Consider the following 14,840-nt stretch of genomic DNA (forward strand, 5'->3'; position numbering starts at 1 on the left):
GTATATGTAGCTTATTTTAGCATATTTCGTTACGTACGAGCTTCCTTAATTATGGAAATCCATATAGAAGCAGTGAAAAGGACGCCCTGAAAGGACGTCCTTCAACAAGAAACTAATTGATAAACTGAACAAATTGTAAGAATCTCTTCAGCATGACCGCTGATTCCGCTCTAGTCGCTGGAGCTGCAGGGACAAATTCTGTTTCGGTTACGCCGTTTACAATACCAGCGCTCACCGCCCTAGCTACGGCATCTTTGGACCACGAGCTCAAGCCCATGCTATCCGTAAATTTGTCTAATTGCTTGAGGTCAACCGTAGCTGACTTCCCGGCAAATGTCATCGCTCGCGTGATCATGACCGCCATCTGCTCTCTCGTGATTCTTTCATTCGGTCTGAACGTGTTATCTTCAAATCCTTCGATCAAACCAGCTTTAGCCGATGCACCTGCTGTCCCCGCAAACCAACTGTTTGCAGGTACATCCTTGAAACGTGTTGATGCCTCTTCTTTTAAACCAAGTGACCTAACCAGAAGAGCCGCAAATTCGGCGCGTGTGATGTGATTATTAGGTCCAAAAGTAGTATCCGAAGTCCCCTTGATCACTAATTTGGAAGCCAACAATTCGATCTCGTTCTTCGCCCAATGTCCTTTTACGTCATCGAAAGTCTTCGAAGCTTGAACAACGGTGTAGATACTGTTACCCTGACGTTTAATGGTAACCTCTGCCTTGCCATTTACGGTTGTTACTATCGCTGGAACGAAAGACATCTCCCCGGTTTCCGGGTTGAACAATACCGCAGTTAGTTGATTGGAATCTACTGTTTTAACCAAGGTAATTGTTCTTGGCACGTACGTATTCCCAAAATTGTCCACCTTTACCGTCTTCTCATTGCCTTCCGCGGTAATGGTGAAATCAACTGCACCTGAAAGCAGTGTTAATCCAGCTTGTTTCGCCTTAGTGTTAATCAGCTCAGCCGTAGGGCCAGTTACCTTTTCGATCGAGATATTAATTTTCACATGACTTACATCGGTACCAAGCGCTGTCGCTATGTTCGCAAGATCCAACGATTTGGCAGGGAGATCGTAAGTAACATCATTACTTTTAATGGACAACACTGTATCTGGCGCGTTTACCAGCCCTGACGATAAGGCCTTTGCATCCATTTGAACTTTAGCAGTCCCTTCATTGCTCTTTACATCAATCGTAATTTTTTTGGATTCATTGGATTTGAGTGCATCAAATGCTTTCCCCAATGTGCCGCCATCTACCGTAACGACCGCAACGACTTTCCCATTAATCGTTTGGTTCACTGGAGGGATTACTACTTGCACACCATCTTCGTTGCTTGTTAGATCCGCAGTAGGTGCTGCCGAACCTCCAGATGGATTACCATTTGATTTATAAGGAACTACACTTGCTAAATTCGAATATTGACCTTCCCCCAAATCGTTTACTCCAGTTACCTTGTAATAATAAGTTAGGCCGTTAGTTAATTCGCCATTTGTATACGTTGCATTCGTAACGTTTGTTGCAATTTTATCAAATGAACCATTTTCAGCCAATCCACGATAAACGTTATAGTAAGTAGCACCAGTAACAGTCCTCCATGTTAATATCGCTTTTGCGTCACTTGCGGATGCAGTCAGGTTTGTCGGAGCAGAAAGCGGTGCGATAAGTTGAAGGAATGTCCCCAAGTTTATGCTGCCGTCTTCATTTCTCGTGTACGATTCAACCGGTTCTAGACTTGTAAAGTTTGCATCTGTCAGTTGAATACCCGATTTGTTAACCGATTTGGAACCGTCGAACATATAGTTATTGTCGGCTTTTAATTCAGCTGGGTAACTATCTTTGACAGAAACCGTTTTTTGATAGGATACAAAGCCATTAATTGTGAAGTCAGTTGGGATGCCTGAATACGTTGTAAAACTTAGGTTGCCTTTGGCATTGTTAAAGCCAATATTATTTTCAGCTCTGACACCAGGGTTACTATTACTTGTAAAACCATTAGCACCATTGCCAAAAGCAATACTGTTGCGAATTATATGTGGTACGTGAATGCCTTCGCCACCTAGCTTGAAACCATTCTTGTCCCCTTCGCCTACTCTGCCATTCGTTAACGTCCCGTTATTGTAGGCAATACTATCTTCAATTGTTACAGCGCCGATCGCACCTGATCCCACTTTGGTATAAAGGTCCCAACCATCATCAATGTTATTGTGGGCAATATCACCACGGAACACATTGCCTGGACCAGCTGTCAGTTTTGCTGCAAAACCGTCGGCATTGTTATTGGATGGATCTATATTATCAAAGGATTCACAGTTCAAAATCAGGTTATAAGAGGGCCATGTCGTTTTGTCAGTTGATCCGTCCGTACTGCTAATTTGCAGCCCCGTGTCACCATTAGCATAAAATCTACTTTGCTCAACGATGTTATAATTGCCGCCTACTGTAAAACCTTTCGTGTTAGGACCTGTACGAGTAAAATCAATGCCTTTAATATGCCAATAATTCCCACTCAACACAACACCTTCGGATTTCTTATCAAAATCAAATATTGGCGTCGCACCTGGAGCTGCCTCGAGATATTTGTTGGCTGTAGGCGTACCGTCATTGCCCTTCTTAATATCAAGCTTGGCATTACGTACATATCTACCATCTTGAAGGATGATCTTCTGCCCTGTGCTCACATAAGCAATAGCTGTGTCCAGATCAAGAGGACTATCTATTGTACCTGTACCAGCACTTGTACCTGTTGGCGAAACATAGATATCACCGCCAGGAACAAACGTCCTCATGGATACTGAAAAGTTGGCTACCCGTTTATCATACGACGTCAACAGCTGCGTATCATTTGGTAAAAATACAGCGCTAAAGTTCGTGTAAGTATTCTGGGTAACTGTTGTAGGTAAGGTAATCATTTTACCCGCTTCAACGTTCAATTCTGTTGCGATGACATGTTGATCCTGTTTAATCGTTACTGTGCCGTTTACATTCGACTTTACGGATAAGGAATAATCCATTTTTGAAGTTTTATCTAGAGAGACAAACTGGAAATCGGGTGTAACAGGCAGATTAGGAGCCTCAATCTTAGGCGTATCCGTTTCTGCTGCCGTTACTTTCAGTTCGATATTACTAACATCAATTGTTGCAAGACGAGCCGTATAAAACCCTACATACATTTTGGAATCTTGTACACTCATAATGTCTGGAACAAAAATCTTTTGCTCCTGCTCATTGTTAATCTTTCCAGTGAATCCGCTATTCGTTTTGGTGAGCGTGAGCTTATAAGGCGTGTTGCTCGATGAAGGCCTTTCATTTCTTAACATCACGTTTTGAATGCCCTTGCTGCCTTTGCCATCACTAGATTCGACACCTGATCTTACGAATAATTGTGTGCCATTGTCTTTGGTTGTGCCACCGCTGTATCCACCAACAGCTGCAATGTTGGAGGCGAATACACTAGAATCACCTTCAGTTCCAATGGCATCCCTCGCCATAATCCCGAAAGATTCTTGGCCGTCGTAAGGTGTTTTCGCATAAGCATTAACTTTAATGTCTGCCGATAAGACAAAGTTATCTTTCACAGCGTCCAACTCTACGTAATAAAAGGAAATACCATCATGATCGCCAGTAACCTTACCACCGCCGTCTAAAGCTACGAGTTGTACGCTTCCATCTACTTTTGGCGTGATGGTATTACTGCTTGCAGACGAAGATTGGCCGAATCTAATCGGATTCCATGTATAGGTCATCTGCTCTCTAACTGTCACTTTATAGACGATATGCCCAATGCTTCCATCGGTAGGAATGATCTTAATGTCATAGACGCCAGCTATGTTCTTTGTATAATTCGAGCTATCGATTGTATAGTCAGTTGGTGCTAGAACTTCTTCATCTTTGTTGTCGTACAATTTTGAAACTGTTAATCCGCTTGTGTTTACATCTTCACCGACTCGATAGGTTGTTTTAGGATATTGTGTAACTTGAATCCCCGTTAATTCTTTTTGTTTGACTGTAACAGCGACATTAGCTTGTTGTCCTCTGTACGAAATGACAACTGGCTTCGCACCCGCAGTGGTTGTGTCGAGTGCGGTTGTATAATCTTTGGACAAAAGTCTTACTTTCGAATTGTCACTATATCGTGCATACACAACCATCCCGTTAGGTTTAAACGAATCGCCTAGGTAGTAAAGTGTTTTTTGTGGAGGCTGTGCAACTTCCAAACCAGTCATTTGAGCGTCATTTACAGTTACGTTAAATGTTGTGATCGTTGAAGGCGTCTCCGTTGATCTGACTGTAACGATCTTTGTTCCGGGAGTATCGAAGGCATACGTGGAGCCTGTTACCGTTGCTACCGGAATGGAGAACGTGTATTTATCACTTGTTAGATCTGTCATGACCCCTGAATTGTAGGCTGCCGTAACAACGAAACCTTCAGGATCAAATAGATCTCCTAAATAATATTCCGTCTTGGCAGGAAAATATTTGATTCCCAATGCCGTAGCTGTTAAAGGCACGATGGTAAGATTAATCGTTTGGAACGCGCCGTTAAAGCTAATCGTAATCGGGACTGTTCTTAATTGACTACTATCAAAACCAGTAATCACATAATCGTTTGTCGAAAGAACTTCCTCACTATTATCAGTGTATACGGCTGTCACCTTTAAACCGCTTGTATCTAAACTTGTATCTTTCAAATACTCCGTTTTCATTAAAGTCGTGTCTAGTTTTAATTGAATTGGAGCTCTAGGATCTACTTTAATGTCGAAATCACTAAACGTGATTTTTGCATCTCTTGCCGCATACATACCGACATAGATTTGGCTGCCGAATAAACTGTCCAACTTGAATTTTTCACTTTTGCCGTTAGCCGTTACAACGTAGGCATCGCCAGTTTTTCTGATTTTCAGCACATATTCTTCATCCGCAGTTGGAGCATTCAAATCGCTAAATGGAAGCTTTGTTTGAGTACCTGTGGTCGTTGATGTTCCAACAACACCTTTTTTATAAACCGCCTGCATAATGCTTGTCGTAGCCGTGACACCAAAACCACCCACTGCTACATAATTGGATGTTTGTGAGCTGTTACTAGACCCCACACTGCCGCGCAGCATTAATCCAAAAGATTTTTGGGTTGGAGAGTTTGGGGTAGCATTACTGTTAAAGTTTACTATTTTTGCTTTCGCCGAAATCTCAAAATTGGCATCCGTTGGTACGTCTAATGTCTTGTAATAAAAAGATAAGCCTTCGTTATCTGATGCAAATTTGCCGTTTTTAGCTTCTAACGTGATGGAACCATCTTGACTTACAGTAGGACTAGGATTATTTGCTGCACTTGTACTATTCCCGAAAGCGCTAAATTGCCAATCCCCAATTGCTGCTGCGGATCCGCTAAAAGGAATCATCGATAATAATAAAACAAGTGACAAAACCATTGCCAACAACCGTTTGTGTTGTTTCAAGTAACATCCCTCCAACATTTCTTTGTATGCGCTTACTTTTTGGCGAGAAAAAAGACGCCATCCAGCGCCCATTCCCTCCAAATCCTACTTACTCAACCCAGGTAGTCTGACTCCATCGACTGCCTTCCAGATAGGAACAGCCCCTCGGCTCGCGTTGCTTGTACAACCGGCGTCGCCGCATGCCTCCCCTTCATCGTAAGCGAATGAACATCAACGCCACGCACATCTTCCAAACAAAGAGCAGGACCTTGACGCGTTTCGATACGCACATGATGAAGTTCCAAATCTGCTACATGCTTGCACAGCATGCCGTCGCCAGCCATGATTAACTTCTCGCGCACCATATCCGGCTCATCTCCCTGCTCCGAAGGATCCGTCGTCATCTCGATATGCACGTGCGATAACTGCACGTCGCGAATCGGCATCTCTGGCAATCCATAGAGGAAGCCAGCAGCTGCACGAGTCCGCTTCGCGGTTACTTGATGGATCCGAATGTGTTCGATCACAGGTGTGCATTCCGTTACGGGAACGGCGTCTGGACTACTGATCAACGGATCGCTTTCGTCAACACCGTGCCGATAGAATGAGTTAATCGTTAACGGACAGAACACATCTTCCATATAAATATTGCTGACTAAAATATTCTTGATATACCCGCCGCGGGCACGGTTCGTTTTCATCCGTATGCCGCGATCCGTCCCTGTGAAAATACAATTGGAAATAACCACATTCCGAATACCGCCAGCCATCTCGCTGCCGAGCACGACACCGCCATGTCCTCTCAACATCGTACAGTTGGTAATCACGATATTCTCGGATGGCTTGCCCACCCGTCGGCCATCTTCATCGATACCGGACTTAATGCATAAGCAATCATCGCCAACATCAAAGAAACAATCGGAAATACGAACATTTTGGCACGAGTCGATATCCAACCCATCGCCATTAGGCGTATCATTCGGGTTCTTAATCGAAACCCCGTGAAGCTGAACATCCGAGCAATAGACCAAATGTGTATTCCAGAAAGGGGAGTTCTGCAAGGTTATGCCTTCCAGTCTAACGCCTTCACAATCCATCAATTGCAGCAGCGGCGGCCTTAGAAATTGGGAAGACCACTCCACGATATTGCTCTTCACCGTTTCCAGCAAAGTCTGATTCTTCACCTTGAGTTCTTGCGTTTGTGCGGAGTCCACCGTGCCGCCTTTGCGAATCTCACGATACGCTTGCCACCAAGCACTGCCTTGACCATCGATGATGCCATCACCTTTGATAGACACCTTCTTCAAACCTCTCCCATAAATGAGCGGAGAGTACCCGTAGCATTCGTAACCGGACCAGCGGGTCTGTACGAGCGGATACTTATCGAACTCGTTGATAAACATTAGCTTTGAGCCCGTTTCAAGCTCCAACGTCATATAACTGCGCAGCTCAATCCGGCCGGTGAGATACGTCCCAGCAGGTACATAAACTGTACCGCCCCCTTGAAGGGAGCAGGCCTCAATCGCTGCTGCGATGGCCTGCGTATTATCCGTTTCACCGTCACCAACAGCGCCGAATGTTGTTATGTTAATTATCGCCATAGGTCGCTCCTTCGGTACCTTACTTCTTCAATGACTGAACTTCAACGCATGCCATGACAAAAGCTCCCACACCATGCAGATCATTCTCACTCGTTGGACGCGTTACATAATTCTCGTAATCTCCAGCCGATGTTCCAATACAGATCAGCGGCAGAATAACTCTACCTTGCTCATCAAATTTCAACGTATGCAACAGACCTTCATACCCTTTCAACGCCGCTGCCGCACATTCGCGGCCAACAATGCCGAGATTTACGGCTTTGGCAATCGTGTAGACGAACAGGCTAGTACAGGAGCTTTCAAGCCAGTTGTCCGGCTGATCACCCTTGTCGATCACCTGATACCAGAGACCGCTTTTCGCGTCCTGATAGTGGATGATTGTATAGACGAAGTCACACAGTGACTTCACCAACGCTTCGCGCCCAGGATCGTCCGCAGGCAATTCATCGAGGAATTGCGCGACGGCTAGGCCGTACCAGCCAAGCGAACGTCCCCAGAATTCCGGCGAGCAGCCGGTTTCCGGATTCGCCCACGGCATACGGCGGCTTTCGTCCCACGCATGGTACAGCAGACCCGTGCGCTCATCTTTCATATACTTGCGCATGAGCTGCTCTTGATGCAGCACCGTTTGGCGCAAGCTCGTTTCGCCGAAGGCGTTCGCGTATTTCAGCGAGAATACGCCGGCCATGTACAGACCGTCCAACCACATTTGGTTGGCGTATTTATCTTTGTGCCAGAACCCACCTTCGGAGGTGAGGTTCAGGGTCTTGAGCAGATTGCGCAGCTTATCGGCAGCTGCGCGGTATTTGGGCTGGCCTGTGCGCTGTTCGATGCGGAACAGCAACAGCCCAGCTTGCATCGCGTCGAGCTCGTCGCGCGCGAAGTAGAGATTGCCGTTGTCGTCGACTAAACCGTCGACATAGCCTTGGATATACGCGTCATAGCGCGTATCTGGACTTGCTTGTGCGAGCATTTCCATGCCGCACAGGAATACGCCTTGATGATAATGCCAACGCCCGGCGGGCGGAAGCTGCATCGGCGTATGCGTGTCCATGATCGAGTCGCAGGCAGCTTGTGCCCACTCTAATGGTGTTTTCGTCTGAACAGCAGCCATCAGAAGGTCCCCTTTCATTTAAACAATGAATTTAAACGTTTCAATTGCTTTCCAGCACGGTGAACATCGGCGCTTTGATCAAAGGAGGTGCCTTTCTGCCAGCTAACTGGTAGCAGACTGAACGAATCAACAAAGCTTGTGTACCAGCGTTCATATCGCCTTCCACTTCGCCACCCCCGATATGGACTGCCTTCGGCATGTCGGGATAATATTCGCCTTCCTTCACTTGAGCCACGTTAGGTGCTGTTGGCGAGTGGGCCAGCTCACGGGAGAAGCCCCCGTCTGCACGAAGCAAACGCTTCATATTGGCCATTGTAATCGAAATGATTTCTCGCAATTCTTCTGCCGGAATGGATAACGTCATATACGACAGTAAGTGAATCGGATTACGTATATAGCACATATCAACGGCTTCCTCATGCCGCAAGGCATAGAGGATACTTTGGTAAATTCGTTCCTCTCTTGGCAACGGAACATTGAAGTGGTCATAGAAAATGTGCAGCTTGAACGTGCCCGAGATCCGCACATAATAGGACCCTTCTCCCCATAAACCGGTAAAAGGATCCTGTTTATTGGCGAAGAAATGGAATGCTGTTTGGGCAAACTCAGCTCTGCGGCTCTCCGGCTCCACTTGCTTCACATATACACTGGAGGTGGAAAGGCGATCACAGCCTCGCCAGCTGTTCGTTAGCTCAACCGACTTCAGCCACGTGAGATAGTCTTCAGGTGAGGACATATAAGCTGGCGCTTGCTGCGCCTCGTATGGCAGTGCATGAAGCGGATGCCCACCAAGCTTGCGCAATGCATTCAAGCTATAGGAAATAGCGCGGGCAACCATCACTTCATCTTCACGCATCAGCGGATTGTCATCATAGAAATAGCCTGACGATGACTCCTGCTTGCTTTGAAAGAAACGGATACACCCCCGCTTCATATCTGTCGACATAGCATCCAGCCAATCGCAGCGCTCCAAAATATTCAGCGCTTGCGCTGTAGATTCAATGTCTGGAGCGCCGCCCAGCATCCGTCTGGAGCTTGCGGCGTAGTAGAACCCGCCGCTTTCTGCATCCAATTGTCCGCTAAGCCACGCTCCAAAACCATCAAACAATTGATCCATTTCGGCAAGTAGTTTACTGATCTCCGCACTTTGATCTTGTTTCTTATCTTGTTGATCTTGTCTCTGATTTTCCCCAACAGTCATGCGCATTTCCCCGCTTAATGTGTTGTCATGTCCTTTTACAGACTACCCCTTAATGGATCCAATCATCGCGCCCTTAGCAAAGTGCTTCTGCAAGAACGGATACACAATCAGAATCGGAATCGTAGCTACGACGATAACCGCCATTTTGATCGATTGCGCCGGTGGTGGTGTCGCGCTGTCCAAGTCGGAGCTCACGTCCAGACCGCTGGCAAGGACGACAATTTGGCGCAGTAAGACTTGAATCGGCCATTTGGCACTTTCATTGATGTAAAGAATCGCACTCAAGTACGTGTTCCAATAGGTTACCGCGTAGAACAACGAGATCGTTGCAATCGCAGGCATTGATAATGGCAGAACAATACGGAATAGGATACCGAAGTCACTGCAGCCGTCGATTTTCGCCGACTCTTCGAGCCCTTCCGGGATGTTTTGGAAGAAGTTTTTCAAAATAATTAAGTTAAATGCACTCACTGCTGTTGGAAGAATCAACGCCGCGTAGGTGTCGATCATACCAAGCTCTTTTACTACGAGAAACGTCGGGATCAAGCCGCCATGAAACAACATTGTAAAAACAACGAGGAACATGATCACTTTACGTCCATCCACATCTCTGCGTGCCAAACCGTAAGCCATCAACGCTGTGATGAACATACTAATCACTGTGCCTACAGCCGTCGTCCCAATCGAGACCGCCATGGCTTTAAATATGGTGTTCGTTGAAAAAATAAAGCGATAGGCTTCAATACTCCAATCCGTTGGAATGAGGACGAATTTCTTAGTCGCCATCTCCGCACTCGTCGTGAAAGATCCTGCCACCACGTGTACGAACGGGATGATCGTAATCAATCCGATGATGGTTAATAACAAATAGTTGATGATACCGAACATTCTGCCGGCTACTGTTTTATCTTCTACCACGACTTCAACCTCCTAGCTGCTTTGCGCTTACAGGGCCTAGTAAACGCCCTCTTCACCCATTTTCTTAGAAATCCGATTCACTAGCATCACCAGTACAAGTCCAATGAATGATTTGAACAAACCAATCGCTGCGCTGTAGCTGAATTGCCCTTGTTTAAGACCCGCTGTATATACATAAGTATCAATGATCTCAGCAACTTCTCGGTTCATGGAGTTCAGAAGCAAATACACATGTTCAAAACCGAGCTCGAGAACCGCACCAATTTTCAAAATTAATAAAACAATAATGACACTTCGGATCGCGGGCAGCGTAATGTGCCACACTTGTCTAAATCGTCCTGCACCATCCATACGAGCAGCCTCATATAAACCTGGATCGATGGAAGCAATCGCCGCTAAATAAATGATCGTTCCCCAACCTGCTTCACGCCAAATGACTTGAAAAATATAAATCGGTCTGAACCATTCTGGAGCAAGTAAAAAATTAATCTTTTCAAGGCCAAAATACGAAATAAGTTCATTAATAATCCCGCCATCCATAGTCAACATTACGAAGCTGATGGAAACGATAATTACCCAAGACATAAAGTGAGGCAGGTACACGATTGTTTGAAACACTTTCTTAAAGAGATCCCCTCTGACTTCATTCAGCATGAGCGCCAAAATGATCGGAATCGGAAAATAAAACAAGAGATTCATAACGAACAAGATTAACGTATTGCTCAAAATATTCAGAAAATCCGGTTCTGTAAACAAGCGCTTAAAATGCTCCAAACCAACCCATTCACTTCCGGTAACACCTTTGAAAGGCTTGTAGTTCTGAAAGGAAATGATTAATCCGTACATCGGAATGTATTTGAAAACGATAAAGTACAAAATACCAGGCAGCAACATGACATAAATCCATTTGTTTTTCCAAAGACGTCTGCTCAATTCGCTGCTTGACTTCCTAGCGACAACACTTTGCGAAACCTTCACTTCTTGCATAGGACTTCTTCCTTTCCTTAAAAGGAGAAGGCCGCCGCGGTTTCAGCAGCCCTCTCACCTTGACTTGTCAGACACTTGTTGCAGAATTACTTTTTAAGTGCGTTGTATTCTTCAATGATTTTGCTGCCGCCACGAGCTTTCCAATCTTCAATTGCTTTATCAAAGCCTGCTTTATCGATTGTTCCGTAAATGTATTTGTTCGTTGCATCCGTGATAACGGCTTGCGCTTGAACACCTTTTTCAAGGTTTGTTTTGGAATCTAGTGCAGCTACTGGATCTTGAACTGCGAACTTCAGGTTAGCAATTTTCAACTCATCTGCTTTGCCTTGTGCTGGGATTGTTGGAATACCCAAGAATCTGCCGGACGTATCCTCATCACCAATTGCTGCATCTGTGAATGGTTTCACTTCGCGTGTCCATTTTTCTTCATCCAGCTTCTTCGCTTTGTTATCTGTTACGCTGTAGTTCACATCTTTAATGCCCCAGTTCGCCATGTTAGCTACTTCTGGTGTCATCATTTTGTCGAAGTAAGCAAGTACTTTGCGAAGATCAGCTTCCGTTTTATTCGCGGATTTCGGGAATAGAACAACGTTTGCATAGCCAGGCAGTGCCCATGCTGCGAATTTGCCGTCAGGTCCAGCAACCATACTGTGAACATCTACTACAGCAGTAGGTACATTTTTAACCAAGTCTTTGTTCAATGTTGAAACATCCGTCATGGCGCCGATATACATACCTGCTGCACCACTCGTGAATAGCTTTTGTTGATCCGTTTTACTTGTTGCTGCGAAATCTTTATTGATGTAGCCAGCATCACGCATTTTTTTGAAATAATCCATGGTCGCTACATATTGCGGGAACATGAATTCAGGAGCTAGCTTGCCGTCTTTCACGCCCCAGTTATTTGGTGTGCCCTGCCAAGCAGCAATGGTTTTGAACGCTCCGTAGATGAGATCGTTACGATCTGTTAATCCAATCGTATCTTTTTTACCATTGCCATCCGGATCGTTCTCCGTAAATGCTTTCGCCATTGCGAACAATTCATCTAAATTAGCAGGAGGTTTCAGCCCCAACTTGTCTGCCCAGTCCTTACGGTAGATGAGACCTTGACGAGCGATGTCTACGCCGCGGTACAAGGAGTACAATTTGCCATCGACTTTCGTATTGTCATTCGTTGTTGATTTCAATTTGCTAAGGTTCGGGAAGTCTTTCAATAGAGGTCCGATCTCCCAGAACTGTCCGTCACGAATCGCCGATTTCATTTGAATGAATGTTGCTTGGTTTTTCAAATACGTTGCTTGTGGCAGCGCACCTGTTGCAAACGTCGTATTCAACTTCTCTTCATACGTGTCTGCCGGGAAGAATTGATACGTCAGCTTCGTGTTCGTCAGCTTTTCAAGTTCTTTAATAATCGTATCTGGTGGTGTTTGTGCCGTATTCAATGGTGCCATGATTGTGATTGCTGTCGGTGTATTGTCTGTCGGCTTCGGTGCTGTTGTTGTAGTTGCTGCCGTTGTTGATGCTGCCGTTGTTGATGCTGGTGTTTCTTTATCTCCGCATGCTGCCAAAGCAAAGCTCGAAACGAGTAGTACGCTTAGTGGAATCGTAACTAAATTTCTCTTCATATCGGTTTGACCTCCGTGAAAATGTTGTGTGCTACAACTCACACATTACACGGTTCGCTATGGGTACCGAAACAATCATTTACTCATATACCCCATGTATGACGCGGGATGTGAGATGATGATTATCGGGAGGGGAGATGATTATTGAGGAGGCCTTTCTGGCCGTGGGGTTGAGTCTTTAGGCCTAAAACGACAAAAGAAAAGCCTACCATTTGGTAGACTCGTTATCATATATTTACTTGTACAATCTCAACTTGTGTGCGGCTCCCTCCGGAAAGGAGGCACTACTCATTTGGTCGAAGTAGCTCAAATTAACTACCTTTTTTCCATCCAATCGCATTTCCCAACGAAATTTGTCGAGATTAGCTGTAAGAAATCCAGTTATTCGCACAATGCTCCCGAGTTCGCAAGTGATAGTCCCGACTACCCCTTCTTCCCATACGCCTCATTATACTCTTGTATCATCTGATTCCCGCCGCCGCGCTTCCAACGCTCGACTTCTTGCTGAAAAGCCGCTTTATCCAGCTTGCCCAGGATATAATTGTACGTCGCATCGGAAATGATTTTGTACAGCTCGACGCCTCGCTCGTCATAAGTCTTCGACTCAACGCCTAATGTCGGGTCCTTGACGACGTATTTCTCATTATCCAAGCTAAGCGTATCGGCCAGCTGGGACAAAGATTCACTTTCCACAACGGGAATAACGTTCGGATTGTTCAAATCGGCGATCATTAGCGCATACAGCGCGTTGACTTCATTAACACGAATCTTCGACGTCTCTTCGGAGAGCTGGATTTGCCCATCTTTAACCGTATAATGCCGTCCCTCTAGGCCGTACTTCATGAGATTAGCGACATCTTTATCCATCGTCCGATCAAAAAACTGCAGCATCTGCTTCAGTTCCGCCTCAGTCCTTATCGCCTTTTTCGAAAAGAGATATAACGCACTATAGTTAGGAATGGACCAAATATGAAATCCTTGCGGCCCTTCGATATGATTCACCAACGTCAGTCTTGCCTCCGGATTCACTAACTGCGCCTCATCGGAAAGACGCTGCACATCCTGCATACTGCCAATGTACACGCCAGCCGTGCCGCGAATCAGTTTATCCCGCTGTACTTCCTTGCTCGTTACGGCAAAATCCGAATTAATCAGCTTCTCATCATACAGTTTCTTCATGAAATTCATCGCATCTACGTAGGACTGCGTTTCAAACTCTGGTACAAGCTTACCTCCCGAAACACCCCAATTATTCGGTGTCCCAAAATAGGAACTGAGCGTCTTAAAGGAGCCGAACACCAGATCATTGCGGTCCGTTAATCCGATCGTATCGTCCTTCCCGTCGCGATCAGGATCACCAAAAGTGAACGCTTTGAGCACTTCATATAGTTCATCAAGATTGGTTGGCTTTTTCAGCTTCAGATTATTCAGCCAATCTTCACGAATAATAATGCCTTGCCGAGAGGACGGGCGCTCGGTATATAAGCCATAAATTTTGCCATCGACTGCTGCTTGCCCCAAAATCTCTTTATTTAACTTTTTCAAATTCGGATACGCAGCCAAATACGGTCCAATATCCCAGAATGCGCCGGAACGGATCGAATTTTTCATCAGCATGTAGTCCGTATATTTCACGTAGGTCGCCTTTTTCAACGAGTTCGTCGTAAGGGCCGTATTCATTTTATCCGTGTAGATGCCATCCGGAACCCAATTCAATTCCAGCTTCGTTTGCGTCTTATTCTCAATCGCTTGGACAAGCTCTGGTATCGGCGGATGCGGAAAATGAAGAGGTGCCATAATAGAAATAACAGGCCTTGCGCCTTTATCATTTTCTGCTTTTGGCGTGTTGTCGTTCTGACAGGCACTGATCAACATGATGACAATAAGAACTATACTCATTCGTCCTGTCCACTTTAACCGCTGGCCAACTATCCCACTTCTCATGTTAACT

8 protein-coding genes are annotated in these 14,840 nt (G+C 45.5%); all 8 read right to left on the bottom strand.

Features of this window, described 5'->3' with window-relative positions; genetic code table 11:
• Positions 1–112: 112 nt before the first annotated feature.
• The 8 genes from L6I86_RS29360 to L6I86_RS29395 all read right to left on the bottom strand — a co-directional run bounded on the left by L6I86_RS29360 (position 113) and on the right by L6I86_RS29395 (position 14,833).
• Positions 113–5,464 carry an S-layer homology domain-containing protein gene (locus L6I86_RS29360; RefSeq protein ID WP_236291997.1) on the bottom strand — a complete coding sequence of 1,784 codons (5,352 nt, stop codon included), beginning with the start codon at positions 5,462–5,464 and terminating at the stop codon, positions 113–115.
• Between the two features lie 92 nt (positions 5,465–5,556).
• The gene (locus tag L6I86_RS29365) at positions 5,557–7,044 is read right to left on the bottom strand and encodes a glycoside hydrolase family 28 protein (RefSeq protein WP_236291998.1); all 1,488 of its coding nucleotides are present in this window, start codon (positions 7,042–7,044) and stop codon (positions 5,557–5,559) included.
• A gap of 19 nt (positions 7,045–7,063) precedes the next feature.
• Positions 7,064–8,158 carry a glycoside hydrolase family 88/105 protein gene (locus L6I86_RS29370; RefSeq protein WP_236291999.1) on the bottom strand — a complete coding sequence of 365 codons (1,095 nt, stop codon included), beginning with the start codon at positions 8,156–8,158 and terminating at the stop codon, positions 7,064–7,066.
• Positions 8,159–8,198: 40 nt separating this feature from the next.
• Positions 8,199–9,359, bottom strand: a complete 1,161-nt coding sequence (locus L6I86_RS29375; RefSeq protein WP_236292000.1) for a hypothetical protein — start codon at positions 9,357–9,359, stop codon at positions 8,199–8,201.
• Positions 9,360–9,401: 42 nt separating this feature from the next.
• Positions 9,402–10,277 (bottom strand): carbohydrate ABC transporter permease, encoded by an 876-nt coding sequence (locus tag L6I86_RS29380; RefSeq protein WP_236292001.1) that lies wholly within the window; start codon positions 10,275–10,277, stop codon positions 9,402–9,404.
• Positions 10,278–10,313: 36 nt separating this feature from the next.
• Positions 10,314–11,264: an ABC transporter permease gene (locus tag L6I86_RS29385; protein WP_236292002.1), complete on the bottom strand. Its 951-nt coding sequence runs from the start codon at positions 11,262–11,264 to the stop codon at positions 10,314–10,316.
• Between the two features lie 86 nt (positions 11,265–11,350).
• Positions 11,351–12,889, bottom strand: coding sequence for an extracellular solute-binding protein (locus L6I86_RS29390; RefSeq protein ID WP_236292005.1), 1,539 nt, complete (start codon positions 12,887–12,889; stop codon positions 11,351–11,353).
• Positions 12,890–13,312: 423 nt separating this feature from the next.
• The gene (locus L6I86_RS29395; protein WP_236292007.1) at positions 13,313–14,833 is read right to left on the bottom strand and encodes an extracellular solute-binding protein; all 1,521 of its coding nucleotides are present in this window, start codon (positions 14,831–14,833) and stop codon (positions 13,313–13,315) included.
• Between the last annotated feature and the right edge of the window lie 7 nt (positions 14,834–14,840).

Origin of the sequence: Paenibacillus allorhizoplanae (assembly GCF_927798215.1) — a bacterium.
Taxonomy (GTDB): Bacteria; Bacillota; Bacilli; order Paenibacillales; family NBRC-103111; genus Paenibacillus_E; species Paenibacillus_E allorhizoplanae.